At 71.2% G+C, this 24,854-nt stretch carries 23 protein-coding genes; 13 read left to right on the top strand and 10 right to left on the bottom strand.

Features of this window, described 5'->3' with window-relative positions; all coding sequences use genetic code 11:
* Nucleotides 1-23: 23 nt before the first annotated feature.
* Nucleotides 24-935, bottom strand: a complete 912-nt coding sequence (locus tag ACZ64A_RS10100; protein WP_469809464.1) for an ACP S-malonyltransferase — start codon at nucleotides 933-935, stop codon at nucleotides 24-26.
* Nucleotides 936-1,024: 89 nt separating this feature from the next.
* Entirely contained in the window at nucleotides 1,025-2,230 is a 1,206-nt protein-coding gene (gene fasR / locus ACZ64A_RS10105; protein WP_469809465.1) for a fatty acid biosynthesis transcriptional regulator FasR, read from the bottom strand.
* A 367-nt stretch (nucleotides 2,231-2,597) separates the two neighbouring features.
* Here fasR and ACZ64A_RS10110 point away from each other — a divergent pair, with 367 nt between their 5' ends.
* Nucleotides 2,598-3,260 (top strand): pirin family protein, encoded by a 663-nt coding sequence (locus ACZ64A_RS10110; protein WP_469810154.1) that lies wholly within the window; start codon nucleotides 2,598-2,600, stop codon nucleotides 3,258-3,260.
* Between the two features lie 100 nt (nucleotides 3,261-3,360).
* Here ACZ64A_RS10110 and ACZ64A_RS10115 read toward each other — a convergent pair whose 3' ends face one another.
* Nucleotides 3,361-4,179 carry a serine hydrolase domain-containing protein gene (locus ACZ64A_RS10115; RefSeq protein ID WP_469809466.1) on the bottom strand — a complete coding sequence of 273 codons (819 nt, stop codon included), beginning with the start codon at nucleotides 4,177-4,179 and terminating at the stop codon, nucleotides 3,361-3,363.
* 18 nt (nucleotides 4,180-4,197) lie between these two features.
* Nucleotides 4,198-4,665: a GNAT family N-acetyltransferase gene (locus ACZ64A_RS10120; RefSeq protein ID WP_469809467.1), complete on the bottom strand. Its 468-nt coding sequence runs from the start codon at nucleotides 4,663-4,665 to the stop codon at nucleotides 4,198-4,200.
* A 96-nt stretch (nucleotides 4,666-4,761) separates the two neighbouring features.
* Here ACZ64A_RS10120 and ACZ64A_RS10125 point away from each other — a divergent pair, with 96 nt between their 5' ends.
* A complete protein-coding gene (locus tag ACZ64A_RS10125) occupies nucleotides 4,762-5,238 on the top strand; it encodes a MerR family transcriptional regulator (protein WP_469809468.1) in 477 nt (158 codons plus the stop codon).
* A gap of 36 nt (nucleotides 5,239-5,274) precedes the next feature.
* On the opposite strand, the gene ACZ64A_RS10130 is transcribed toward ACZ64A_RS10125, so the two are convergent.
* From ACZ64A_RS10130 to ACZ64A_RS10140, 3 genes are all read right to left on the bottom strand, one after another.
* The gene (locus ACZ64A_RS10130) at nucleotides 5,275-6,120 is read right to left on the bottom strand and encodes a DUF4429 domain-containing protein (RefSeq protein WP_469809469.1); all 846 of its coding nucleotides are present in this window, start codon (nucleotides 6,118-6,120) and stop codon (nucleotides 5,275-5,277) included.
* 66 nt (nucleotides 6,121-6,186) lie between these two features.
* Nucleotides 6,187-7,404: an alpha/beta hydrolase gene (locus ACZ64A_RS10135; RefSeq protein WP_469809470.1), complete on the bottom strand. Its 1,218-nt coding sequence runs from the start codon at nucleotides 7,402-7,404 to the stop codon at nucleotides 6,187-6,189.
* Nucleotides 7,405-7,485: 81 nt separating this feature from the next.
* Nucleotides 7,486-8,145 (bottom strand): TetR family transcriptional regulator, encoded by a 660-nt coding sequence (locus tag ACZ64A_RS10140; RefSeq protein WP_469809471.1) that lies wholly within the window; start codon nucleotides 8,143-8,145, stop codon nucleotides 7,486-7,488.
* 113 nt (nucleotides 8,146-8,258) lie between these two features.
* Here ACZ64A_RS10140 and ACZ64A_RS10145 point away from each other — a divergent pair, with 113 nt between their 5' ends.
* Nucleotides 8,259-9,881: an MFS transporter gene (locus ACZ64A_RS10145; RefSeq protein WP_469809472.1), complete on the top strand. Its 1,623-nt coding sequence runs from the start codon at nucleotides 8,259-8,261 to the stop codon at nucleotides 9,879-9,881.
* Between the two features lie 308 nt (nucleotides 9,882-10,189).
* A complete protein-coding gene (locus tag ACZ64A_RS10150) occupies nucleotides 10,190-10,501 on the top strand; it encodes a small hydrophobic protein (protein WP_469809473.1) in 312 nt (103 codons plus the stop codon).
* A 118-nt stretch (nucleotides 10,502-10,619) separates the two neighbouring features.
* On the opposite strand, the gene ACZ64A_RS10155 is transcribed toward ACZ64A_RS10150, so the two are convergent.
* Together ACZ64A_RS10155 and aceE are read right to left on the bottom strand one after the other, a co-directional pair.
* Entirely contained in the window at nucleotides 10,620-11,375 is a 756-nt protein-coding gene (locus ACZ64A_RS10155; RefSeq protein WP_469809474.1) for an ion channel, read from the bottom strand.
* An 83-nt stretch (nucleotides 11,376-11,458) separates the two neighbouring features.
* Entirely contained in the window at nucleotides 11,459-14,206 is a 2,748-nt protein-coding gene (gene aceE / locus ACZ64A_RS10160) for a pyruvate dehydrogenase (acetyl-transferring), homodimeric type (protein ID WP_469809475.1), read from the bottom strand.
* Nucleotides 14,207-14,618: 412 nt separating this feature from the next.
* Here aceE and ACZ64A_RS10165 point away from each other — a divergent pair, with 412 nt between their 5' ends.
* From ACZ64A_RS10165 to ACZ64A_RS10190, 6 genes are all read left to right on the top strand, one after another.
* The gene (locus ACZ64A_RS10165) at nucleotides 14,619-15,056 is read left to right on the top strand and encodes a DUF3052 domain-containing protein (protein WP_361631961.1); all 438 of its coding nucleotides are present in this window, start codon (nucleotides 14,619-14,621) and stop codon (nucleotides 15,054-15,056) included.
* 129 nt (nucleotides 15,057-15,185) lie between these two features.
* Nucleotides 15,186-15,644, top strand: a complete 459-nt coding sequence (locus tag ACZ64A_RS10170) for a peroxiredoxin (protein WP_469809477.1) — start codon at nucleotides 15,186-15,188, stop codon at nucleotides 15,642-15,644.
* A gap of 228 nt (nucleotides 15,645-15,872) precedes the next feature.
* Nucleotides 15,873-16,448 (top strand): calcium homeostasis/redox stress adaptation protein, encoded by a 576-nt coding sequence (locus ACZ64A_RS10175; RefSeq protein ID WP_469809478.1) that lies wholly within the window; start codon nucleotides 15,873-15,875, stop codon nucleotides 16,446-16,448.
* 108 nt (nucleotides 16,449-16,556) lie between these two features.
* Nucleotides 16,557-17,135, top strand: a complete 579-nt coding sequence (locus ACZ64A_RS10180) for a TerD family protein (protein WP_361631955.1) — start codon at nucleotides 16,557-16,559, stop codon at nucleotides 17,133-17,135.
* Between the two features lie 80 nt (nucleotides 17,136-17,215).
* A complete protein-coding gene (locus tag ACZ64A_RS10185) occupies nucleotides 17,216-18,361 on the top strand; it encodes a DUF475 domain-containing protein (RefSeq protein ID WP_469809479.1) in 1,146 nt (381 codons plus the stop codon).
* A 103-nt stretch (nucleotides 18,362-18,464) separates the two neighbouring features.
* Complete coding sequence (locus ACZ64A_RS10190; RefSeq protein ID WP_469809480.1) at nucleotides 18,465-19,202, top strand: TerD family protein; 738 nt, start codon at nucleotides 18,465-18,467, stop codon at nucleotides 19,200-19,202.
* A 10-nt stretch (nucleotides 19,203-19,212) separates the two neighbouring features.
* Here ACZ64A_RS10190 and ACZ64A_RS10195 read toward each other — a convergent pair whose 3' ends face one another.
* On the bottom strand, nucleotides 19,213-20,034 hold the full coding sequence (locus ACZ64A_RS10195; protein ID WP_469809481.1) for a TerD family protein: 822 nt from the start codon (nucleotides 20,032-20,034) through the stop codon (nucleotides 19,213-19,215).
* Between the two features lie 189 nt (nucleotides 20,035-20,223).
* Here ACZ64A_RS10195 and ACZ64A_RS10200 point away from each other — a divergent pair, with 189 nt between their 5' ends.
* From ACZ64A_RS10200 to ACZ64A_RS10210, 3 genes are read left to right on the top strand one after another with little or no spacing between them, the layout of a single operon-like run.
* Nucleotides 20,224-21,393 carry an HpcH/HpaI aldolase/citrate lyase family protein gene (locus tag ACZ64A_RS10200; protein WP_469809482.1) on the top strand — a complete coding sequence of 390 codons (1,170 nt, stop codon included), beginning with the start codon at nucleotides 20,224-20,226 and terminating at the stop codon, nucleotides 21,391-21,393.
* 11 nt (nucleotides 21,394-21,404) lie between these two features.
* On the top strand, nucleotides 21,405-23,954 hold the full coding sequence (locus ACZ64A_RS10205; protein WP_469809484.1) for a phosphoribosyltransferase: 2,550 nt from the start codon (nucleotides 21,405-21,407) through the stop codon (nucleotides 23,952-23,954).
* Nucleotides 23,954-24,772: an HAD family hydrolase gene (locus ACZ64A_RS10210; protein WP_469809485.1), complete on the top strand. Its 819-nt coding sequence runs from the start codon at nucleotides 23,954-23,956 to the stop codon at nucleotides 24,770-24,772. Before ACZ64A_RS10205 ends, ACZ64A_RS10210 begins: the two co-directional genes overlap by 1 nt.
* The last annotated feature ends 82 nt before the right edge of the window (nucleotides 24,773-24,854 follow it).

The following is a 24,854-nucleotide window of genomic DNA, read 5'->3' on the forward strand; positions in this document are numbered from 1 at the left end:
TTCGATTCGGCTCCTTGGGCGTCTCAGGCGTGCTCGGCGATGAGTTCGCGGGCCGCGTCGAGGTCGTCGGGGGTCTTCAGCGCCAGCGTCTGCACGCCCGGCAGGGCACGCTTGGCCAGGCCGGTCAGGGTGCCGCCGGGGCACACCTCCAGCAGGGCGGTGACCCCGAGCTGCTGGAAGGTCTCCATGCACAGGTCCCAGCGGACCGGGTTGGCGACCTGGCCGACCAGGCGCTCCAGCACCTCCGCGCCGGTGGCGACGGCCTGCCCGTCCTTGTTGGAGACGTACGGGACCGCCGGGTCGGCCGGCGTGAGGGCCTTGGCGGCCTCGGCCAGCTTGTCCACCGCGGGGGCCATGTGGTGCGTGTGGAAGGCACCGGCCACCTTCAGCGGGACGACCTTGCGGACGCCCTCGGGCTTGTCCTCGTTCAGCGCGGCGAGCTGCTCCAGCGTGCCGGCGGCGACGATCTGGCCGGCGCCGTTGATGTTCGCCGGGGTCAGGCCGAGCTTGTGCAGATGCGCCACGGAGATCTCCGGGACGCCGCCGAGCAGCGCCGACATGCCGGTCTCGGTGATCGCGGCGGCCTCCGCCATCGCCAGACCCCGGGTGCGCACCAGGGTCAGGGCGGCGGTGTCGTCCAGGACGCCCGCGAAGGCGGCGGCGGTGATCTCACCGACGCTGTGCCCGGCGACCGCGCCGGGGGACACGTCACCCAGTGCCGCGGCGGACAGGATGCCGGCCGCCACCAGCAGCGGCTGGGCGACCGCCGTGTCGCGGATCTCGTCCGCGTCGGCCTTCGTGCCGTAGTGGGCGAGGTCCAGTCCGATGGCCTCGGACCAGGCGGCGACGCGGTCGGCCGCGCCGGGCAGGTCGAGCCAGGGAGTCAGGAAGCCGGGCGTCTGAGCGCCCTGGCCGGGAGCGACGAGTACGAGCACTCTCACACTCTCTCTTGGGGACGGCCGTGGCCGCCCGTGGGGACAAGGACGAAGAACACGAGGGGGTTTTGTGGGCCCCCGACAAAACATTAGGTCTGGGGATCACCGTCGGCCAGACGCCCCAGAATCAGTGCGATGCGCAAGGTGAACGCCGAGCGTACATCGGACGGCGACCAACCGGTGACGTCAGTCACACGTCGAAGCCGGTAGCGCACGGTGTTGGGGTGCACGAACAGCATCCGGGCCGCCCCTTCCAGACTGCTCGCCTGTTCCAGGTAGACGGAGAGCGTCTCCAGCAGAGCGGAGCCCGCCTCCTCCAGCGGTCTGTAGATCTCCTCCACCAACTGCTCGCGCGCCATCGGATCACCGGCCATCGCGCGCTCCGGCAGCAGATCGTCCGCCAGGACCGGGCGCGGCGCGTCCTGCCACGCCGAGCAGGCCTTCAGGCCCGCCGCCGCGGCCTGCGCGGACCGGGTGGCCGCCAGCAGGTCCGGCACGATCGGGCCGGCCACGACCGGGCCCGCCGCGAACGGGCCGATCAGCGACTTCGCCACCGCCAGCGGGTTGTCGCTGCCGCCCGCGACGACGACGAGGCGGGTGCCCAGGACACCGGTGAGCACCTGGAGCTTGGCGTGCCGGGCCGCGCGCCGGATCGCCTCCACGGTCAGCTCGCTGTCCCCGTCCGGGGCGGTGCCCAGCACCACGCACACATGTTCGGGGGAGTTCCAGCCGAGGGCCGCGGCCCGGCTGACGGCGCCCTCGTCGGCCTCCCCGCTCAGCACGGCGTTGACGACGAGCGACTCCAGGCGGGCGTCCCAGGCACCGCGTGCCTCGGCGGCCTGCGCGTACACCTGGGCGGTCGCGAAGGCGATCTCGCGGGCGTACACCAGCAGCGCCTCGCGCAGCACGCTCTCGTCGCCCGGGGCGGCCACCTCGTCGATGGCCGACTCCATGACCTCGATGGTGGTCCGCACCATCTCCACGGTCTGCCGCAGCGTGATCGCCCGGGTCAGCTCGCGCGGCGCGGTGCCGAAGACGTCCGTCGAGATGGCCTGCGGGGTCTCGGGGTGCCGGAACCACTCGGTGAACGCGGCGATGCCCGCCTGGGCCACCAGCCCGATCCAGGAACGGTTCTCCGGAGGCATCGCCCGGTACCAGGGCAGCGTCTCGTCCATCCGCGCGATCGCCTGCGCGGCGAGCGAACCGGAGGACTTCTCCAGCCGCTTCAGCGTCGCGGCGTGCGGGTGGACGGGGTGCGCTACGGGGTCGGGATGACGGGATTCGGGTTCGGGCACGGGACAAGACTGCCTTATCGGGCCGACACCATGTACCGCCGGGTCGGATCCCCCCACCCCCCGCCCAACGAGCCCCCCGCCTACCCGAGCCCGCGCCCCCGACTACGCCCGCACCCCGGCGCCCCGGCCATGGCCACGCCCGCGTCCCGGCGCCCGGTTCCCGGCGGCGTGCCCGCGCCCCGGTATCCCGGGCCCCCGCGCCCGCGCCTCAGCGTCCAGCGCCCGGCCGCGCTCGCGCTCAGGCGTCCGGGGCCCCGGCACCCGGGACCCCGCCGCCGTGCCCCGGCACCGGGTGACCCCGCCGCGGCCCGGGGGGCTCCCGCCGGTGCGCCCGGTGCCGCCCCCGCAGGGCTACCGTGGGGGCGTGATGGTGGACGTGCGGCGTGCGGGTGCGCGCTATAGGGGCGGGGATCCGGCGGGCGGGATCGAGTCGTGGCACTCCTTCTCCTTCGGGCCGCACTACGACCCGGACAACCTCCGCTTCGGCGCGCTGATCGCCTGCAACGAGGAGCGTCTCGCCCCCGGCGCCGGCTTCGACGAGCACCCGCACAGCCACACCGAGATCGTCACCTGGGTCGTCGAGGGCGTGCTGACCCACCGCGACTCCACCGGGCACGAGACGCGCGTGTATTCCGGCGACGTGCAGCGCCTCAGCTCGGCGGCGGGCGTACGGCACGTCGAACGCAACGACGGCACCGAGCCGCTGACCTTCGTGCAGATGTGGCTGGCCCCGCTGCGGCCGGGCGGCGAGCCGTCGTACGAGATCGTCCGCGGCATCGCCGACTCCACCCCGTACGCCGTGCCGGAGGCCGGCGCGCTGCTGCACGTGCGGCGCCTCGCGGCGGGGGAGCGGACCGCGGTGCCGGACGCGGCGCACGTGTACGTCCACGTCGTACGCGGACACGTCCGGCTCGGCCAGGAGCGCCTGGGGCCGGGCGACGCGGCCCGGGTCGCCGATGCGAAGGACCTGGAACTGCCGGCCGAGTCGGCCGCAGAGGTGCTGCTGTGGGAGATGACCGGCCGGCGATGACGGCCCGCCGGACCCGACGACGGGCCGGAAACGACGGCCGGGCGCAGGCGTCGACGGGCCGGAAACGACGGCCGGCCGCGGACGACGGCCGGCGGGACGGCTAGCGCAGTTCCGATCGCACCGCGTCCGTGAACGCCGGCCATGCCTCGATCGCCCATGGCCCGAAGGCCCGGTCCGTCAGTGCCACGCACGCGGCGCCCGCGTCCGGGTCGATCCACACGAACGTCCCCGACTGCCCGAAGTGCCCGAAGGTGCGCGGGGACGACGAAGCACCCGTCCAGTGCGGTGCCTTCCCGTCGCGGATCTCGAAGCCGAGACCCCAGTCGTTCGGGTTCTGGTGGCCGTAGCCCGGCAGCACCCCCTTGGTGCCCGGGTACTGCACGGTCATCGCCTCGGCGACCGTGCGCGGGTCCAGCAGCCGCGGCGCCTGCACCTCGGCGGCGAACCGCAGCAGGTCCGCGACCGTCGACACGCCGTCCTTGGCCGGTGAGCCCTCCAGTGAGGTCGCCGTCATCCCGAGCGGCTCCAGCACCGCCTGCCGCAGATACTCCGCGAAGGGGATGTCCGTCGCCTTGGCCACATGGTCGCCCAGCTGCTCGAACCCGGCGTTGGAGTACAGCCGCCGCTCCCCGGGCGCGGCCGTCACCCGGTGCTCGTCGAAGGCGAGTCCCGAGGTGTGCGCCAGCAGATGCCGCACCGTCGACCCGGCGGGCCCGGCCGGCTCGTCCAGCTCGATCGCGCCCTCCTCGTAGGCGACGAGCACGGCGTACGCCGCGAGCGGCTTGGTCACCGAGGCGAGCGGGAAGCGCCGGTCGGCCGGCCCGTGGGTGCCGAGCACGGTCCCGTCGGCCCGTACGACACCCGCCGCGGCGGTGGGAACCGGCCAGTTCTCGATCAACGCGAGGCTGTTCAGCGACATGGCGACGAGCCTAAGCGCTCACAGCGTCAGCTCCATCAAGGGGTCGGGCTTGCGGACGAACCCCATCGACGCGTACAGCGGTTCCGCCTCGGCCGACGCGGTCAGGTGGACATAGCCCGCGCCCCGCTCCCTGAACCACGCCAGCAGCTCCTCCATGCACGCACGCGCGTACCCGCGGCGCCGGGCGTCCGGGTCGGTCGCCACGCTGAAGACGAACCCGGCCGCACCCCGGGGATGGCCCGCCCGCCCGATCCGGTACTCCAGCGTGCCGACGACCAGCGCGGCCAGGGCGCCGGGCCGCTCGGGATGGTCCACGACGAAGGCGGCGAAGTCGCCGTCGGGGTCCGCCAGCCGCGCCCGCAGCCCGGGCAGCGACGCGGCGTGCCAGTCGGCGGCCGCCTCCGGCCGTACGGCGTCGATCATCATCTGGCGCAGCCGGAGCAGTTCCCCGGCGTCCTCCGGCACGGCACGGCGTACTAGGCTCATGCCGCCTACGGTACTTACATCGCGCGCTGTTGTCCCTTCGGTTTCTTACCGGATCCGCTTGCTTGGAGTGCACTCCAACGTCATAGCGTGGGAGCCATGACGGTGATGCAGAGCACGGCCGCGGCCCGCCTTCAGGGGACCGAGGACACAGCCGCCCGCAGGGACGTCTGTTCCGCCCCGCCGCCCCGCCATCCCCGCCCCGACGGGCAGGACCGCTACACGATCAGCGAGGTCGTCGCCTTCACCGGCCTGACCGCCCACACCCTGCGCTGGTACGAGCGGATCGGGCTGATGGACCACATCGACCGCTCGCACACCGGGCAGCGCCGCTACAGCAACCGCGACCTGGACTGGCTCGACCTCGTCGGCAAGCTGCGGCTGACCGGCATGCCGGTCGCGGACATGGTCCGCTACGCGCAGCTGGTGCGCGAGGGGGAGAGCACGTACGCCGAGCGCCAGGAGCTGCTCGAGGCGACGCGCCGGGACGTCCTGGCCCGGATCGCCGAGCTGCACGACACCCTGGCGGTACTGGACCGCAAGATCAGCTTCTACGGCGGGGCCGCCAGGTCCTGACCGCGCCGTCCCGGCGCCGTCGCGCGGGCGCGGCCGCTACAGCTCCGAGAGCAGTTCCGCCTTCTTGGCCGAGAACTCCTCGTCCGTCACCAGTCCCGCCTGGTGGAGCTCCCCCAGGTGCCGGATCCGCTCGGCGATGTCCGCGGGATCACGCCGCGCGGCCGGCACCGACACGGCCGGCCGGCACTCGCGTATCGCGGCCAGTACGGCCGCCGCGAACGGCAGCGATTCGTGCACCGGCCCGTAGCCCAGCCCGAACACCACCGCGGCCGGATCCTGGTCCGCCGGGAGCGGCGCGGGCGTGTCGCCGTCCCGGGGTATCAGCCGCAGGTGCCCCTCGAAGACCTCGGGGGAACGCCACTCCACCCCGCTGAGCGCGTCGACCGGGAAGCTCTGGTCGCCGGCCTTCCACTTCGCCGACGACGCACCCGTCCACGACCAGCGGAAACGCACCGCCGTTCCGTCGAAGGACGCCTTCGCGTCGTACGCCTTGAACGCCCGCGGCGGTCCCGGCGCCTCGATCAGAAACCGCCCGACGGGCCCGGACTCGGTCAGCAGGCCCCGCAGCTCGTCGGCGTAGTACTCGGCGAGTGTCTCCTTCTCGGCCGGCAGCACCAGCCGGTAGGGGTCGCCGGCCTCCTTCAGCTGGCCGTCGGCCGCCTCCAGCAGCGGATCGGCCCCGGACCGCGGCACGGCGCGCAGGACGACCGTGCCCCGTTTGCCGTGCGTCAGCGTCACCGACTCCAGCGCCGAGAGCGGGACACGCCGCTCTCCGAGCGCCTGGAACAGCTTCGGTGCTCGAATCCCCCGTTCGTAACGGATGAGCACGGAGTCGGACTCGAACTCCCAGGCGGCATGAAATCCGGCCAGTACGTCACCCATGCGGCTCATCGTAAGCGGCTCCGCTTCTTCGGCCCATCCCCCCGCAGACCGCACTTCCTGCTGTCTCTACGCGCGTCCGGCCATCGAGGCACCGGACAAACCCACCCGGCAGGCGCCGTCCTCGTCGCCGCAACTCACCGAGTCATATGCGCCGACTCCGATGTCGGCGAAGTTGCGCACGCTGTCCGTGCCCGGTTCGAAGTAGCCGGCGTGTCCCTCGGCGTCCCGCGCCGACAGCACACGCGCGCCGAACGCCGGCGACACCGGGTCCGCGCCGTGGCCGAGGCCGCCGAACTCCAGATACGGCACGTCCTGGATCCAGTCGGTGGCGTCCCGCATCGCCCACACCCGGGCGGAGGTGCGCAGATGCGCCGCCTTCGCCACCCGCATGCCGGGGCTGCCCGCCACCGCGATGTCGGCCACCCGGCCCGGCAGCGTGTGCGCGGCGACCCCGCACACCACGGAGCCGTAGCTGTGGCAGAACAGCGAGACCGGTGCGCGCCCGGGCAGGCCGCGCACGAGCGCGTTCAGCCGTACGGCCCCGTCCTGGGCGCGCATCGCGGTCGCCGAGTCGATGCCGAGACCGGCGGGCGCGGTGTAGTCGGCCCAGGCGATGACCGCCGTGGAGGTCGAGGGGCTCGCCGCCCGCTCCGCGGCGTACAGGGAATCGGCCATGCCGACCGGCGCCGAGTACTTGCGGTAGGTGCGCTGGAAGGTGAGCAGGTCGGTGTCGACGCCGGGGACGATCACCGAGATCCGCTCGGCCCTGTCGAGGTCGCCGAAGACCTCCGCGACGCGCCCGGAGCCGTCCGGGTCGAACGCGAGGATCTGCCGCCCGTCGCGCAGCATCGACTCGTACCGGTGCATCCGCCTGCCCGCCGCCTGCTGACCGGCCCGGCTGAGCCGGGTGTCGTGCATGCGGTCGCGCTCGGTGTGCGCGGCCCGGGCGAGCGCGACACGGTTGGCGTGGTAGCGCAGCTGGGGCGGGGCGCCGTTCATGTTGCCGACGGCGAGCGGATAGCGGCGGGCGAGCGTGGCCCGCTGCTGCGCGGTCAGCGAGGTGAAGAACCGGGTGAGGCGGGCGGGACCGGCGTCCGGGTCGGGCAGCCGGTGACCGCCTATGCGGCCGTGCTCCCAGTCCGAGAGCGAGGCCTGCAGCGCGGTGCTCTCCGGTCCGTGGCGCAGGGCCGTCCAGCCGGTGGTCGCCAGCATCACGAAGACGACGGCCAGCGCGAGCAGCATGCGCCAGACGTTCAGGTGTGGGGAGGTGTCGAAGGAAGTCACTGGGAGGACACACTAGGAGAACGAGAGGGTCTCGCGTGAACCGAGTGACGGGGATCACGTTTCATAAACGTGGCGTGGGGTTCAGTCGGTGCGCCAGGTGCCGCTGATGGCAGGGCCCACCTGATCGAGGTACCGGGCGGTGAGCTCGCGCATCGCCTCCACGCTGCCGTCCTCGCCCACGCTCCACCGGCGTTCGGTGACCCTTATCACCCCGCCGAAGACGGCCACCACGAGCCGCGGCCGAGGGTCGGCGTCCACGTCGACGCCCTCGCGGTCGGCCAGTACCCGCGCGATCTTCTCCTCCGTCTCCGCGGAGCGGCGCAGATGCGCGGCGAGCAGTACGGGCGTCGACTCGATCATCCGGTACATGCGCAGATACAGCTCGACCGGGACGACCGCCTCGACCGCCTCGCCGATCCGGTCCCAGCCCTCCACGACGGCCTGCCGGAGCGCCTGCATCGGCGTCTCGTGCGGCGGGCGGTCGCGCACGGCCTCCAGGAAGTACGCCTCCGTCATGGCCTGCAGGGCGAGGGCGGCGTCCTCCTTGCCCGCGAAGTAACGGAAGAAGGTGCGCTGCGAGACGTCGACGGCCTCGGCGATCTCGTCGACCGTCGTCCGTTCGTAGCCCTGGGTGGTGAACAGCTCCAGGGCGGCCCGCACCAGCGCGTCCCGGGTGCGCTGTTTCTTGATCTCGCGCAGCCCCGGCCGCGGTGCCGTGCGCGGGGTCCCGAGCGTGCCCACAATCCTCCTTCGACAACGGTTGCCCCAGTTCAGGCTATCCGCCAGTGACGTGTCAGTTACCGACTTGTGAATCGGTTTGTCAATTGTCAGTGACTGTCACTAGCCTCGAACACATGACTAGTCAGATCACCCTCGACAAGACGGGACCGGGGGGCGGCGGCCCGTCGGACGCGTCGGGGCGGGCGCCGGGCGCCAGCGGCCTGCGCGGCCATCCGTGGCTCACGCTCATAACCGTCGCGGTCGGCGTGATGATGGTGGCCCTCGACGGCACGATCGTCGCCATCGCCAACCCGGCGATCCAGAAGGACCTCGGCGCCACCTTCCAGCAGGTGCAGTGGATCACCAACGGCTACTTCCTGGCCCTCGCCGTCTCGCTGATCACGGCCGGCAAGCTCGGTGACCGCTTCGGCCACCGGCAGACCTTCCTGATCGGGGTCGTCGGCTTCGCCGCCGCCTCGGGTGCGATCGGGCTGTCCGACTCCATCGCGCTCGTCGTGACCTTCCGCGTCTTCCAGGGCCTGTTCGGCGCGCTGCTGATGCCGGCCGCGCTGGGTCTGCTGCGGGCGACCTTCCCGGCCGAGAAGCTCAACATGGCGATCGGCATCTGGGGCATGGTCATCGGCGCCTCCACCGCCGGCGGCCCGATCCTCGGCGGCGTGCTCGTCGAGCACGTCAGCTGGCAGTCGGTGTTCTTCATCAACGTGCCGGTCGGCGCGCTCGCCCTGGTCCTCGGCCTGCTGATCCTGCTGGACCACCGCGCGCAGAACGCCCCGCGCTCCTTCGACCTGCTCGGCATCGCACTGCTGTCCGGCGCCATGTTCTGCCTGGTGTGGGCCCTGATCAAGGCCCCCGAGTGGGGCTGGGGCGACGGCAAGACGTGGGGGTTCATCGCTGCCTCCGCCCTCGGCTTCGTGCTCTTCGCCGTGTGGGAGACGAAGGTCAAGGAGCCGCTGATCCCGCTGAAGCTGTTCCGCTCGGTGCCGCTGTCCGCGGGCGTGGTGCTGATGGTCCTCATGGCCATCGCCTTCATGGGCGGCCTGTTCTTCGTCACCTTCTATCTGCAGAACGTGCACGGCATGAGCCCCATCGACGCCGGCCTGCACCTGCTGCCGCTCACCGGCATGATGATCGTCGGCTCGCCGCTGGCCGGCGCGCTGATCACCAAGCTGGGCCCGCGCGTCCCGCTGGCGGGCGGCATGGCCGTCACCGCCGTCGCCATGTACGGCATGTCGACGCTGAAGGTCGACACCGGCAGCGGTCTGATGTCGATCTGGTTCGCCCTGCTCGGACTCGGCCTCGCCCCGGTGATGGTCGGCGCCACCGAGGTCATCGTCGGCAACGCGCCCATGGAGCTGTCCGGTGTCGCCGGCGGTCTCCAGCAGGCCGCGATGCAGATCGGCGGCAGCCTCGGTACGGCGGTGCTGGGCGCCGTGATGGCCTCCAAGGTCGACAGCGACCTGCCCGCCAACTGGAAGGACGCCGGTCTGCCGCCGCTCACGCCGCAGCAGCTCGGCCAGGCCTCCGAGGCCGTCCAGGTGGGCGTCGCCCCGGTCCCGCCGGGCACCCCGGCGCAGATCGGCGAGAAGATCGCCGGCGTCGCGCACGACACCTTCATCTCCGGCATGAGCCTGGCGTCGCTGGTCGCCGCCGGCGTGGCCGTGGTGGCGGTCTTCGTCGCCTTCCTCACCAAGCGCGGCGAGAACGCCGAGGCGGGCGCGGGCGCCGCACACATCTGACGCAACGTCAGGAAAGTTCGCTCATCAGGGTGACAGCGCGGAGGATCCCGCCCCTCCGGCGCCGGGCCTACGTCACAGTGGGTCAAGCCTTCCGGTACGGCACGTTCGCCGGGCATCTCCGCCCGGCATGTGCGCGCCCGCCGGAAGGCTTGACCCGGACGTCGCCGCGCTGCCGGAGGGGGACAGCGCGCCGGCGCCCGGGTTTTTCTTGAAATCCGAACTCCCGGCGGCATGACCGCGCCGAGCCGGGTAACCCGAACCGGCAGAACCCCGATGCACACCAACGAACCCCGGGGTTCTGGGAGTTGATGATGGCGAGCTTCGGCAACGGAACGCGCGGGTACCCCCGGTCACATGGCCGGATGTGGTCACGGACCGGGCCGGACCGCGCGACGCTCGGAATCATCGGCGCCATCTGCGCGGTCGCCGGCTTCTTCACCCTGGGGATCGTCCTCGGTCCCGCGGCGATGGCCTGCGGATGGCTCGCTCTGGGCCGCACCTGGTCGGGCGCCTCGCGCCGGACCCCGGCCCTGGTCGCCTTCGTCCTGGGCGCCATCGACACGCTCCTGGCCATCCTGTGGCTGGTCGGAGCGACCACCCCGGGCAACGGCTTGCTGTAACCCGGGAGCAAAGGGAAGGACCCCTGGCGCAGGCCGGGGGCCCACCCATGCGCGGACGACGAGCCGCCTCACACGGTCATCCGCGCCCCGACATGCCCGCAACTCCGCGAGCTCCCGCTCATCCGCGCCCCGACAGTGCGCGCAGCTCCGCGACCTCCGCCCGCAGCGCCCGGACCTCCTCCGTCAGGGACTCGATCGCCTCGGTCTGGCGCCGCTCCTCCACGTCGTCCTTCTCGAACCGCGCGATGAACCACGCCGCGATGTTCGCCGTGACCACACCGAGCAGCGCGATCCCGGACAGCATCAGCCCGACCGCGATCAGCCGCCCCAGTCCGGTCGTCGGCGCGTGGTCCCCGTACCCCACGGTCGTCATCGTGGTGAACGACCACCACAGGGCGTCACCCAGCGTCCGGATGTTCCCGTGCGGAGCCGACCGCTCCCCCGACAGCACCGCCAGCGAGCCGAACATCAGCAGCCCGACGACCGCCCCCACGACATACGTCGTGAGCCGGATCTGGTTCGCCATCCGCGCCCGCCGCCCCACCAGCAGCAGCGTCGCGACGATCCGCAGCAGCCGCAGCGGCTGCAGCACCGGCACCACCACCGCGCACAGGTCCAGCCAGTGCCGGCGCACGAACCCCATCCGCTGCGGGGCGAGCGCCAGCCGGACGAGGTAGTCGGTGGCGAACGCCCCCCACACCACCCACTCGGCGACCGTGCAGGCGACGATCACCGACCGCTCGGCCGAACCGTCCACGATCGGCACGGCGTAGGCGACGGCGAACAGCACGGCGAGGGCCAGCAGCGGCCGCTGGGTGCGCTGCTCCCAACGCGCCTGGCGAGCCTGGCGGACCTGCGCCGATCGTGCGTCCATGCAACGCATCGTAAAGAACGGATAAGGGCGGTGGAGACTGGAGCTCCACCGCCCTGAGGACCGTCCGGACGAGCCGGGACGGGCTACGCGTCGCCGCCCGCCGCGCCCGGGTGCGCCGCCGTGACGTCCAGCAGCTGGTAGCGGTCGACGGCCTGCTTGAGCACCGACCGGTCGATCCTGCCCTCGCGGGCCAGCTCGGTCAGCACCGCCACCACGACCGACTGCGCGTCGATGTGGAAGAACCGCCGGGCCGCGCCCCGGGTGTCGGCGAAGCCGAACCCGTCCGCGCCGAGCGACTGGTACGTGCCCGGCACCCATCGCGCGATCTGGTCCGGCACCGACCGCATCCAGTCGGAGACGGCCACGAACGGCCCCTGCGCGCCGGACAGCTTGCGCGTCACATACGGCACCAGCTGCTCCTCCTCCGGGTGCAGCAGGTTGTGCTCCTCGCAGGCCACCGCCTCGCGGCGCAGCTCGTTCCAGGAGGTCGCCGACCACACGTCGGCCTTGACGTTCCACTCCTCGCCGAGGATCTTCTGCGCCTCGATCGCCCACGGCAGGGCCACACCGGAGGCCATGATCTGCGCCGGGATCGAACCGTCCGTGCCCTCGGCGAACCGGTACAGGCCCTTGACGATGCCCTCGGCGTCCACGTTCTCCGGCTCGGCCGGGTGCCGGATGGGCTCGTTGTAGACGGTGAGGTAGTAGAAGACGTCCTCGCCGTGCGGGTACTCCTCGGAGCTGCCGTACATCCGGCGCAGACCGTCCTTGACGATGTGCGCGATCTCGAACCCGAAGGCCGGGTCGTACGCCACGCACGCCGGGTTCGTCGAGGCCAGCAGCTGCGAATGGCCGTCCGCGTGCTGCAGCCCCTCACCGGTCAGCGTCGTACGGCCGGCGGTCGCGCCCAGAACGAAACCGCGCGCCAGCTGGTCGGCCATCTGCCAGAACTGATCGCCGGTGCGCTGGAAACCGAACATCGAGTAGAAGACGTACACCGGGATCAGCGGCTCGCCGTGCGTGGCGTATGCCGAGCCGGCCGCGATCAGCGATGCCGTGCAGCCCGCCTCCGAGATGCCGTCGTGCAGCATCTGGCCGGTCGGCGACTCCTTGTAGGCGAGCAGCAGCTCGCGGTCCACCGACTCGTACTGCTGGCCGAGCGGGTTGTAGATCTTCGCACTCGGGAAGAAGGAGTCCATGCCGAACGTGCGGTACTCGTCCGGCGCGATCAGCACGAACCGCTTGCCGAGCTCCTTGTCCCGCATGAGGTCCTTGAGCAGCCGTACGAACGCCATGGTGGTGGCGATCGACTGCTGACCGGAGCCCTTCTTCACGGTCGCGTACGTCTTGTCGTCGGGCAGCGCGAGCGGCTTGGAGCGCACCACCCGGGTCGGGACATAGCCGCCGCACTGACTGCGCCGGTCGTGCATGTACTGGATCTCCTCGGTGTCCCGCCCCGGGTGGTAGTAGGGCGGGGGCCCGCTCTCCAGCTCCTTGTCGGAGATCGGCAGGTGCAGCCGGTCGCGGAACCCCTTGAGGTCGTCGACCGTCAGCTTCTTCATCTGGTGCGTGGCGTTGCGGCCCTCGAAGTTCGGCCCCAGCGTCCAGCCCTTGACCGTCTTGGCCAGGATGACCGTCGGCTGGCCCTTGTGCTCCTTGGCCGCCTTGAACGCCGCGTAGATCTTGCGGTGGTCGTGGCCGCCGCGGCCCAGGTGGAGGATCTGGTCGTCGGTCATGTTCTCGACCATCGCGCGCAGCCGGTGGTCGTCACCGAAGAAGTGCTCACGGATGTACGCACCGGACTCGGTGGCGTACGTCTGGAACTGCCCGTCCGGCGTCGTGTTCATCCGGTTGACCAGCACGCCGTCGCGGTCCTGGGCGAGCAGCGGGTCCCAGCTGCGGTCCCAGATCAGCTTGATCACATTCCAGCCGGCGCCCCGGAAGACGGACTCCAGCTCCTGGATGATCTTGCCGTTGCCGCGCACCGGGCCGTCCAGGCGCTGCAGGTTGCAGTTCACCACGAAGGTCAGGTTGTCCAGGCCCTCCCGGGCCGCGATGGACAGCTGGCCGAGCGACTCCGGCTCGTCCATCTCGCCGTCGCCGAGGAACGCCCACACGTGCGAGCGGGAGGTGTCGGCGATGCCGCGCGCCTCCATGTAGCGGTTCATCCGCGCCTGGTAGATCGCCCCGATCGGGCCGAGGCCCATGGAGACCGTCGGGAACTCCCAGAAGTCCGGCATCGAGCGCGGGTGCGGGTAGCTGGACAGGGCGTGCGGGGCCTTCGACTTCTCCTGGCGGAAGCCGTCCAGCTGCTCCGCGCTGAGCCGGTCGAGCAGGTAGGCGCGCGCGTAGATGCCCGGCGAGGCGTGCCCCTGGAAGAAGACCTGGTCGCCGCCGTCGCCCTCGTCCTTGCCACGGAAGAAGTGGTTGAAGCCGACGTCGTAGAGCGAGGCGGAGGAGGCGAAGGTGGCGATGTGCCCGCCGACGCCGATGCCGGGGCGCTGGGCGCGCGAGACCATCACCGCGGCGTTCCAGCGGGTGGCGTTGAGGATCTTGCGCTCGATCTCCTCGTTGCCGGGGAAGAACGGCTCGTCCTTGGTGGCGATCGTGTTGACGTAGTCCGTGCTGCGCATCTCGGGCACGGCCACGCGCTTCTCGCGGGCCCGCTCGATCAGCCGCAGCATCAGATAGCGCGCCCGCTCCCGGCCGCGCTCGTCGATGGCGGCGTCGAGCGAGTCGAGCCACTCCTGGGTCTCTTCGGGGTCGAAGTCGGGGACCTGACTCGGAAGGCCGCCAATGATGATCGGGGTGCGATCGGATCCGGAAGCCACGCTGATCCTTACCTGTCGAGGGACCTGTCGAGGGACCTGTCGAAAAGGGACCTGTCCAAAGGGCCGTGTTGCCGCCGACCCCATCGTCCACCCCGGGCGGGGCGCACGTCATCTCCGACGCCGTCACTACCGCGAGGTAATCCGGAGGCCGGCCGGGGTGGGAAACTCATTCGAGTCTCGTACCCACACGTGGTTCCCAAACGCCCAAAGGGGGCAGAAAGGTGTGGTGCGCATCACCCGGGTCTGAGATCCTGTGCCGTAAGTTGCGGCGACACGGCCAGGAACGTCACCGTTTCGGCGGTCCGAACCGCCGGGTACTTGCGCGATCCGTCCCGCCCGTGTGGACTACGGCCAATGCTTCGCGCACGCGCGTGGCTGAGAAATTCACCAAGACATGATCAGGAGGCAACCCGTGAGCGCGACCGCGGACCACGCGGAGGAGCGGACGAACCCTGCCGGCAGGCTGGGGTTCCAGCCCGGGCAGGTGGTCCAGGAGATCGGCTACGACGACGACGTCGACCAGGAGCTCCGCGAGGCCATCGAGGAAGCCATCGAGGGCGACCTGATGGACGAGGACTACGACGACGTGGCCGACGCCGTTGTGCTGTGGTTCCGTGACGACGACGGCGACCTGACGGATGCGCTGGTGGATGCCACCACGTACATCGAGGAAGGCGGGGCGATCCTGCTCCTCACGCCGAAGACCGGCCGTTCGGGATACGTCGAGCCCAGCGACATCTCGGAAGCCGCCACCACGGCGGGGCTGACGGCGTCCAAGAGCGTCAGCGTGGGCAAGGACTGGAGCGGCAGCCGTCTGGCCACGCCGAAGGCGGCCAAGTCGAAGCGGTGACCGAAGAGCCCGGGCGGGCCGGCCGACGCCGGCCCGCCCGCAGGCCTGCCGTCGTCCCCGGGTGATCGCCTCGTAGGGTGGTAGCGAGCGTTCTCACCCGAACAGCGCACCGAAAGGGACGTAACGACGATGGCGATCCAGGTCGGCGACAAGGCCCCCGACTTCGAGCTGAAGGACAACCACGGCCGGACCGTGAAGCTGTCCGACTTCCGCGGCAACAAGAACGTCGTCCTGATCTTCTACCCGTTCGCCTTCACCGGCGTGTGCACGGGCGAGCTGTGCGAGGTCCGCGACAACCTGCCGCAGTTCTCCGACCGCGACACCCAGGTGCTCGCCGTCTCCAACGACTCCATCCACACCCTGCGCGTCTTCGCCGAGCAGGAAGGCCTGGAGTACCCGCTGCTCAGCGACTTCTGGCCGCACGGCGAGGTCTCGCGCGCCTACGGCGTCTTCGCCGAGGACAAGGGCTGCGCGGTGCGCGGCACCTTCGTCATCGACCGGGAGGGCGTCGTGCGCTGGAGCGTCGTCAACGCCCTGCCCGACGCCCGGGACCTGAACGAGTACGTCAAGGCCCTCGACACCCTCTGAGGCCCGCAAGGCTCTGCTGATGGCCGCGGCGCCTCCTGAGGCCCGCGGCGCCCTTCGAGGCCCCCGGTGCGCCGCGAGGCCCTCGGCACCCCCTCGTCCGGGCCGACACCCGGCGAATATCCGGTGCCAGGGCCTGCGTGGTGCGGGAACCCGTCACTAGGATCGGTTCGTTGATCCGATGTCACAGCACGACGGGGCTCCCCGCCCCCGAACACCAATGGAGGACTCGTGGGAGTCAGCCTCAGCAAGGGCGGCAACGTATCGCTGACGAAGGAGGCCCCGGGCCTGACCGCGGTCATCGTCGGTCTGGGCTGGGACGTGCGCACCACCACCGGCACCGACTTCGACCTCGACGCCAGCGCCCTGCTGCTCAACAACTCGGGCAAGGTCGCCAGCGACCAGCACTTCGTCTTCTTCAACAACCTCAAGAGCCCGGACGGCTCCGTGGAGCACACGGGCGACAACATCACCGGTGAGGGCGAGGGCGACGACGAGCAGATCAAGATCAACCTCGCCGGCGTCCCGGCGGACGTCGAGAAGATCGTCTTCCCGGTCTCCATCTACGACGCCGAGAACCGCCAGCAGTCCTTCGGCCAGGTGCGCAACGCCTTCATCCGCGTCGTCAACCAGGCCAACGAGCAGGAGATCGCCCGCTACGACCTGAGCGAGGACGCCTCCACCGAGACGGCGATGGTCTTCGGCGAGCTCTACCGGCACGGCGCCGAGTGGAAGTTCCGCGCCATCGGCCAGGGCTACGCCTCGGGTCTGCGCGGCATCGCGCAGGACTTCGGCGTGAACGTCTGAGCCGAACCAACCACCGCCTGAACGTCACCGTCCGGCGCCGCGCCGTTCGCGCGCGGCGCCGGACGCGCAGGACAACCACACAGGCACCACCAGGGGAGGACCAGCATCATGGGCGTCACGCTCGCCAAGGGGGGCAACGTCTCCCTGTCCAAAGCCGCACCGAACCTCACCCAGATCATGGTCGGACTCGGCTGGGACGCGCGCTCCACCACCGGCGCGCCGTTCGACCTCGACGCCAGCGCCCTGCTGTGCGACGCCGGCAACCGGGTGCTGGGCGACGAGTGGTTCGTCTTCTACAACCAGCTCAAGAGCCCGGACGGCTCGGTGGAGCACACCGGCGACAACCTCACCGGTGAGGGCGAGGGCGACGACGAGTCGGTCCTGGTCGACCTCGCGAAGGTCCCGGCCCGCTGCGAGAAGATCGTCTTCCCGGTCTCCATCCATATGGCCGACGAGCGCGGCCAGACCTTCGGCCAGGTCTCCAACGCGTTCATCCGGGTCGTCAACCAGGCCGACGGCCAGGAGCTCGCCCGCTACGACCTGAGCGAGGACGCCTCCACGGAGACGGCCATGATCTTCGGAGAGGTCTACCGCTACCAGGGCGAATGGAAGTTCCGTGCCGTGGGACAGGGGTACGCGTCGGGACTCCGGGGCATCGCTCTAGACTTCGGGGTCAACGTTTCGTAAAGCCGAGTGCGGCGCGGGGAGCGAACGCTCCCCCCTTCGCCTCGCTCGGGGGGACCCCCGGACACAGGATTGGGTAGCCAGTGCTTCTGAAAACCTTCGGCTGGTCGTTCGCGGTCACCGCGCTCGGTCTGGTCGCAGCGGTCTTCTACGGGGGGTGGGAGGCCCTCGGCATCGTGGCGATCCTCTCCATCCTGGAGATCTCGCTGTCCTTCGACAACGCGGTGGTCAACGCCGGCATCCTGAAGAAGATGAGCGCCTTCTGGCAGAAGATCTTCCTCACCGTCGGCGTCCTCATCGCGGTCTTCGGCATGCGCCTGGTCTTCCCGGTCGTGATCGTCGCCATCAGCGCCAAGATGGGCCCCCTCGAGGCCGTCGACCTCGCGCTCAACAACAAGGACCGCTACCAGCAGCTGGTCACCGACGCCCACCCGGCGATCGCCGCGTTCGGTGGCATGTTCCTGCTGATGATCTTCCTCGACTTCATCTTCGAGGACCGGGACATCCAGTGGCTGCGCTGGATCGAGCGGCCGCTGGCCAAGCTCGGCAAGGTCGACATGCTGTCGGTCTGCATCTCCCTGATCGTCCTGCTGATCACCTCCTTCACCTTCGCCACCCACGCCCACCAGCACGGCGGCGCGCACGCCGACAAGGCACAGACGGTCCTGATCGCCGGCATCGCCGGCCTGATCACGTACATGATCGTCGGCGGCCTGTCCGGCTACTTCGAGGACAGGCTGGAGGAAGAGGAGGAACGCGAGCACGAGGAGGAGGAAGAAGCCGCCCGCAGCGGCAAACAGAAGCCGGCGATCGTCCTGGCCGGCCAGGCCGCGTTCTTCATGTTCCTCTACCTCGAGGTCCTGGACGCGTCCTTCTCCTTCGACGGCGTGATCGGCGCGTTCGCCATCACCAACGACATCGTCCTGATGGCCCTCGGCCTCGGCATCGGCGCGATGTACGTCCGCTCGCTCACCGTCTACCTGGTCCGCCAGGGCACCCTCGACGACTACGTCTATCTGGAGCACGGCGCCCACTACGCCATCGGCGCCCTCGCGGTGATCCTCATGGTCACCATCCAGTACGAGATCAACGAGGTCATCACCGGTCTCGTCGGCGTCGTCCTGATCGCCTGGTCCTTCTGGTCCTCCGTGCGGCGCAACAAGGCGCTCGCGGCGGCCGGCGGGGACGCGGGCTCCGACGACAAGACGGAGGTCCCCTCCGGGGTGTGACGGCCTCCCCGGCGAGGGAACGCTTCACGGCGGGGCGGCTGCGGAGGACGACTCCTCCCGACGGCCGTCCCGCCGGTCTGTGCTGTGACACCTGGGGGCGGGAATGGGATTCTTCGACGGGCTGCTCGGCGGACGCGCCGCCGACTTCGACTCGGGCAACGCCGCGACCAACGCCATCGAGCTGACCAAACGGCACCGCCAGGTCTCCCTGACCAAACAGGGCGCGGCCACCGGCAACCTGCGGATCAACCTGGCCTGGCGGATGCGCACCTCCGACATCGGCGGCTCCCAGCGCGAAAGCCTGCTGCGCCACCCCTTCCGGGCGCTCAAACCGCCGGAGGTGCTCGAACACAGCCAGTCCATGGTCAACGTCGACCTCGACCTCGGCTGCCTGTACGAGCTGACCGACGGCACGAAGGGGGTCGTCCAGCCGCTGGGCGGCTATCTCGGCGACGTCAACGCACCGCCGTACGTCAAACTCAGCGGCGACGACCGGTTCGGGTCCGGGTCGGGGGAGACGATGTACGTCAACCTCGACCACCGGGACGACATCAAACGGCTGCTGGTCTTCGTCTACATCTACGACCAGACCCCGGCCTTCGACCGTACGCACGCCATCGTCACGCTCTACCCCAGCAACGGGCCGCGCATCGAGATCGGGCTCGACGAACGCCACCCGCAGGCCCGCTCCTGCGCCGTGGTGATGATCGAGAACGTGAAGGGCGAACTGGTCGTCCGGCGCGAGGTGAAGTTCGTGTACGGCTTCCAGGGCGAGATCGACCGGCTGTACGGCTGGGGACTGCAGTGGGGCAGGGGCTACAAGGCCAAGGCCGAACGGTAGCCCGGTGCCGTCACCGCCCGACGAACTGCGGGCCCATCGGCGGCAGCCGGAAGTCCGGATCCGGGCCGGTCACCGGCTGCGGGTAGCCGTAGCCGTCCGCCGCCGGGGGATAGCCGTACGCCGGGCCGCTGCCCGGCTGCGGATAGCCGTACGCCGGCTGCAGCGGGGCCGTGGGCGGGGGCTGCTGCGGGTAGCCGTAGCCCGGCTGGGTCGGCACCACCGACGGCGTCTCCGGGGGCAGGGGCTGGGACGGCGGTGCGGTGGCCGCCGGCTCCTCCCCGGCCGGTTCCTCCGACTCGTCCACCGAGATGCCGAAGTCCGTCGCCAGGCCCTTCAGACCGTTGGAGTAGCCCTCGCCGAGCGCGCGGAACTTCCAGCCCTCACCCCTGCGGTACAGCTCCCCGCAGATCAGCGCCGTCTCCTGGCCGGTCTCCGGCCGGATCGCGAAGGACGCCAGCGCCTCGCCGTCCGCCGCCGCGTCGTACAGCAGGATGCTCAAGTCCCGCACCCGGTCGAAGGCGACCCCGTCCGCCGAGGCCACCAGCAGGATGCGCGAAACCCCCGCCTCCACGCCCGTGAGATCCGTCTGGACCGTGTCGGTCAGCCCCTCGGCCAGCCGCTTCTTGCCCAGCCGCCACACCGCCCCCGACGGATGCCGGGGCTGGTTGTAGAACACGAAGTCCTCGTCCGAGCGCACCCGGCCGCCGGAGCCCAGGAGCAGCGCGGAGGCGTCCACGTCCGGCACGTCCTGCCCCGGCGACCAGCGCAGCACGGCACGGACCGTCGCCGCCTCCACCGGGACGTTCGACCCCTTCAGCATCGCGTGCGTCATGACGGTCATCCTGCCTTCTGGGTCCTGTCCACGACAACGCGGGGTGGCCCGCGCCGGCACCTCGCCGGCCCGGGTGCGTTACCGGAAATTCATGCCCCGCGGGAACTCCGGACATGGATCCGTACGTACTATTACCGGCCACCTTTTACCGCAACCACAGGCCAGAAAATTGCGCCCCGGGGGAGATACATGCGTCATTTCGGGCACATCGCCCCTGAGCTGCGAGAGCGCCTCTTCCACCGCCAGCCCTGCGAGTTCACCACCGGCTCCCCGGCCCGTCTGCTCTCCGCGGCCCTCGGCGCCACCCTCTACAGCCCGGCGACCCGCCCCCACCTGGCCCACGACATCGCCAAGCAGGCCGCACGCGGAGTGGTGTCCATGGTGCTGTGCCTGGAGGACTCCATCGGCGACGAGGACGTCGCGCACGGCGAGGACAACCTCGTCCGCCAGTTCGCCGACCTCGCCGCCCTCCCGGACGGCGACCGGCCCCTGCTGTTCATCCGCGTCCGCACCCCCGGCCAGATCCCCGACCTGGTCCGCCGCCTCGGCGCGACCGCCCGCCTGCTGTCCGGATTCGTGCTGCCCAAGTTCACCGAGGAACGCGGCATCCCCTTCCTCGAGGCCCTCGCCCTCGCCGAGGCCGACTGCGGCCACCGCCTGTTCGCCATGCCGGTCCTGGAATCCCCCGAGCTGCTGTACCGCGAATCCCGCGTGGAAACCCTCGAAGGCATCTTCCGCGCCGTCGACAAATACCGCGACCGAGTCCTCGCCCTGCGCCTCGGCGTCACCGACTTCTGCTCCAGCTACGGCCTGCGCCGCGCCCCCGACATGACCGCCTACGACGTCCAGATCGTCGCCTCCGTCATCGGCGACGTCGTGAACATGCTGGCCCGCGCCGACGGCACCGGCTTCACCGTCACCGGCCCCGTCTGGGAGTACTTCCGCGTCCCCGAGCGCATGTTCAAGCCGATGCTGCGCACCAGCCCCTTCCTGGAGGGGCAGGCCGTCGAACTGCGCGAGAGACTGATCGAGCACGCCATGGACGGACTGCTGCGGGAGATCTCCCTCGACCAGGCCAACGGCCTGCTCGGCAAGACCTGCATCCACCCCTCCCACGTGCTGCCCGTGCACGCGCTGTCCGTCGTCAGCCACGAGGAGTACAGCGACGCCCAGGACATCCTCAGGCCCGAACGCGGCGGCGGAGGCGTCCTGAGGTCGGCCTACACCAACAAGATGAACGAAGTGAAGCCGCACCGCGCCTGGGCCGAGCGGACCCTGCTGCGCGCCGAGGTCTTCGGCGTCGCGGACGAGGGAGTCAGCTTCGTGGAACTGCTCGCCGCCGGCATACCCGGCCGATGACACAGGGACGGATGAGGAACGCAGTGAACAACGGGGTCTGGACCGGCACCTGGGTCGCCGAGCGGCTCGGCGTCGAACTCGTCGGCGACGACGGGCTCACCGAGCTGCTGGGACTCGCGCTGCGCCGCAACCCCAAGCGCGCGCACCTGCTCGTCTCCCACGTCCTCGGCAAACACGTCCCGCAGTCACCGTCCGTCGTCCACGGCTCCGGCCTGGCGCTCGGCCGCAGGGTGCGCGACCTGCTCGGCGCCGAGGAGGCCGCCCGCGCCGTCGTCCTCGGCTACGCCGAGACCGCGACCGGACTCGGCCACTGCGTCGCCGACGGCCTCGGCAGCGCGCCCTACCTGCACTCCACCCGCCGCCCGGTGCCCGGAGTGCCCCGCGCCGGGGGCTTCGAGGAGTCCCACTCCCACGCCACCACCCACCTGCTGCTCCCCGAGAACCCGGCCCTGCTGGCCGGCGACGGCCCCCTGGTCCTCGTCGACGACGAGTTCTCCACCGGCAACACGGTCCTGAACACCATCCGCGACCTCCACGAGCGCTACCCGCGCGGACGGTACGTGGTCGTCGCCCTGGTCGACATGCGCTCACCCGACGACGCGGACCGGCTGGAGGCCTTCGCGCGGGAGATCGACGCCAGGGTGGATCTCGTGGCGGCGGCCTCGGGCACCGTACGTCTGCCGGAAGGGGTGCTGCGCAAGGGGCAGCAGCTCGTGACCCAGCACGAGGTGAGCGACCCAGGGGCGCGGGGCAGTGACCTGTGCGGCTCCGCCGCGCGGGCGCGACCGGCCACGACGCACCCGCCCCACGACCGCACCACTCGAGTCGATCTGCGCTGGCCCCCCGGCCTCCCCGACGGCGGCCGCCACGGCTTCACCCCCGGACACCGAGCCCGCCTGGACAGCGCCCTGCCCGCCATGGCGGCCCGCCTCGCCGAAGCCCTGCCGCAAGAAGCGCACCGCGTCCACGTCCTCGGCAACGAGGAACTGATGTACGCCCCCCTGCGTCTCGCCCGCGAACTGGAACAGATCACCGACGCCGAGGTGACCTTCTCCACCACCACCCGCTCACCCGTCCTCGCCGTCGACGACCCCGGCTACGCCATCCGCACCCGCCTGGTCTTCCCCGCACACGACGACCCCGCCGACGGCCCCGGCGAGCGCTACGCCTACAACGTGGCCGGCGCCGGCTTCGACGCCGTCGTCGCCGTCGTCGACTCCGCCGGCGACACCGCCGCCCTGCACGCCCCCGGCGGACTGCTCGACCGGCTCGCCGCGCACACCCCGCACGTGGTCCTCATCGTCGTACCGTCGTACGTCCCCGCGCACGCCCCCGAAAGGCCCGCCATGCTGCCCGAGCCACTCCGTGGCCCCGCCTTCTCCTCCTACGCGCCCGAAGAGGTCGGCTGGCTGCTGCAGGACCTCTCGGACGTCACGCTGGAGGCACCCACCGAGGAACGCGAGGAGGCCATCCAGAGCGGCGGCGCCCACTACGCCGAGTCCCTGCCGGTGGAGTACCAGCCCAGCGAGCAGTACCAGGACCTCTTCCACCAGGCCCTCGACGTCTCCGCGACCCGCATCGCCCACGCCGTCGGCGTGGTCACCGAAACGGTCCTCGCCGAACTCCCCCTGCGCGGCAAGCGCAGCCTCGACCCCGCCCGGGTCTCGCGCGGAGGGACCCCCACCCCCCGCCCGGTCCTCGTCTCCCTCGCCCGCGCCGGCACCCCCGTCGGCATCCTCATGCGCCGCTGGGCCCAGTACCGCCACGGCCTCGACCTGCCGCACTACGCCGTGTCCATCGTCCGCGGCCGCGGCATCGACGCCAACGCCCTGCGCTGGCTGGCCGCCCACCACGACCCCGCCGACGTCGTCTTCGTCGACGGCTGGACCGGCAAGGGCGCCATCACCCGCGAACTCGCCCAGGCCGTCGAGGAGTTCGAGAAGCAGGAAGGCATCACCGGCTTCCACCCGGAGATCGCCGTCCTCGCCGACCCCGGCTCCTGCGTGCGCACCTACGGCACCCGCGAGGACTTCCTCATCCCCTCCGCCTGCCTCAACTCCACCGTCTCCGGCCTGATCTCGCGCACCGTGCTGCGCGCCGACCTGGTCGGCCCGCACGACTTCCACGGCGCCAAGTTCTACCGCGAACTCGCCGGCGCCGACCTCTCGAACACCTTCCTCGACGCCGTCGCCGCCCGCTTCCCCGACACCGCCGACACCGTCGACACGGCCGTCAAGGAACTGCTCACGAGCGACCGCACCCCCACCTGGGCCGGCTGGGCCGCCGTCGAGCGGATCAGCGAGGAGTACGGCATCCACGACGTCAACCTCGTCAAGCCCGGCGTCGGCGAGACCACCCGGGTACTGCTGCGCCGGGTGCCCTGGAAGATCCTCGCCCGCGAAGGAGCCGGAGCCGACCTCGACCACGTGCGCCTGCTCGCCCAGCAACGCGGCGTCCCCGTCGAAGAGATCGGCGACCTCCCCTACACCTGCGTCGGCCTGATCCACCCCCAGTACACGCGCGGCGCGACCGGCGCCGACGGCAAGGCGGTGACCGTCTGATGCCGGTGCTGGTGGCGAGCGACCTCGACCGCACACTGATCTACTCCTCGGCGGCCCTCGCCCTGACCATGCCCGACGCCCGGGCGCCCCGCCTGCTGTGCGTGGAGGTCCACGAGAGCAAGCCGCTGTCGTACCTGACCGAAACAGCAGCCCAGCTGCTGACCGACCTCGGCGACACGGCCGTCTTCGTCCCCACGACCACCCGCACCCGCAAGCAGTACCTGCGCATCAACCTGCCCGGCCCGTCCCCGGCGTACGCGATCTGCGCCAACGGCGGCCACCTGCTGGTCGACGGGGTGACCGACGCGGACTGGCACGCCGGCGTACAGGCCCGGCTCGCCGACGAGTGCGCGCCGCTCGCCGAGATCCAGGACCACTTGATGCGCACCGCCGACCCCGTCTGGGTCCGCAAGCACCGCACCGCCGAGGACCTCTTCGCCTACCTCGTCGTGGAACGCGAACTGCTGCCCGAGGAATGGGTCAAGGAACTCGCCGCCTGGGCGCAGCCCCGCGGCTGGACGGTGTCCCTGCAGGGCCGCAAGATCTACGCCGTCCCCGGGCCGCTGACCAAGAGCGCGGCGGTACGCGAGGTCGCCCGCCGCACCGGCGCGGACCTCACCCTGGCAGCCGGCGACTCCCTCCTCGACGCCGACCTCCTGCTCGCCGCGGACCGGGGCTGGCGCCCCGGCCACGGCGAACTGGCCGACGAAGGCTGGATCGCCCCCCACATCACGGCACTGCCGGAGCGCGGCGTACTGGCCGGGGAGAGGATCGTCCGCGAGTTCCTCAAAGCGACACGGACGACAGCGCCCCGCTAGGGGCGCAGGGAACCGCGCGACCAGCCGCGACGGTGCCGCACCCGCTCACCGGCACGGCGCGGCACCTCGGCAGCCGCCCACC

This window comes from Streptomyces sp. NPDC104814 (assembly GCF_055583185.1).

Bases quoted from the DNA above. Each gene is read 5' to 3' on its own strand.
- ACZ64A_RS10130 (WP_469809469.1), bottom strand. From the start codon at position 6,120: ATGGGTGACGTACTGGCCGGATTTCATGCCGCCTGGGAGTTCGAGTCC.
- ACZ64A_RS10205 (WP_469809484.1), top strand. From the start codon at position 21,405: ATGAGGAACGCAGTGAACAACGGGGTCTGGACCGGCACCTGGGTCGCC.
- ACZ64A_RS10170 (WP_469809477.1), top strand. From the start codon at position 15,186: ATGGCGATCCAGGTCGGCGACAAGGCCCCCGACTTCGAGCTGAAGGAC.
- ACZ64A_RS10200 (WP_469809482.1), top strand. From the start codon at position 20,224: ATGCGTCATTTCGGGCACATCGCCCCTGAGCTGCGAGAGCGCCTCTTC.
- ACZ64A_RS10125 (WP_469809468.1), top strand. From the start codon at position 4,762: ATGACGGTGATGCAGAGCACGGCCGCGGCCCGCCTTCAGGGGACCGAG.
- ACZ64A_RS10110 (WP_469810154.1), top strand. From the start codon at position 2,598: ATGGTGGACGTGCGGCGTGCGGGTGCGCGCTATAGGGGCGGGGATCCG.
- ACZ64A_RS10145 (WP_469809472.1), top strand. From the start codon at position 8,259: ATGACTAGTCAGATCACCCTCGACAAGACGGGACCGGGGGGCGGCGGC.
- ACZ64A_RS10155 (WP_469809474.1), bottom strand. From the start codon at position 11,375: ATGGACGCACGATCGGCGCAGGTCCGCCAGGCTCGCCAGGCGCGTTGG.
- ACZ64A_RS10180 (WP_361631955.1), top strand. From the start codon at position 16,557: ATGGGCGTCACGCTCGCCAAGGGGGGCAACGTCTCCCTGTCCAAAGCC.
- ACZ64A_RS10195 (WP_469809481.1), bottom strand. From the start codon at position 20,034: ATGACGCACGCGATGCTGAAGGGGTCGAACGTCCCGGTGGAGGCGGCG.
- ACZ64A_RS10120 (WP_469809467.1), bottom strand. From the start codon at position 4,665: ATGAGCCTAGTACGCCGTGCCGTGCCGGAGGACGCCGGGGAACTGCTC.
- ACZ64A_RS10150 (WP_469809473.1), top strand. From the start codon at position 10,190: ATGATGGCGAGCTTCGGCAACGGAACGCGCGGGTACCCCCGGTCACAT.
- ACZ64A_RS10115 (WP_469809466.1), bottom strand. From the start codon at position 4,179: ATGTCGCTGAACAGCCTCGCGTTGATCGAGAACTGGCCGGTTCCCACC.
- ACZ64A_RS10190 (WP_469809480.1), top strand. From the start codon at position 18,465: ATGGGATTCTTCGACGGGCTGCTCGGCGGACGCGCCGCCGACTTCGAC.
- ACZ64A_RS10210 (WP_469809485.1), top strand. From the start codon at position 23,954: ATGCCGGTGCTGGTGGCGAGCGACCTCGACCGCACACTGATCTACTCC.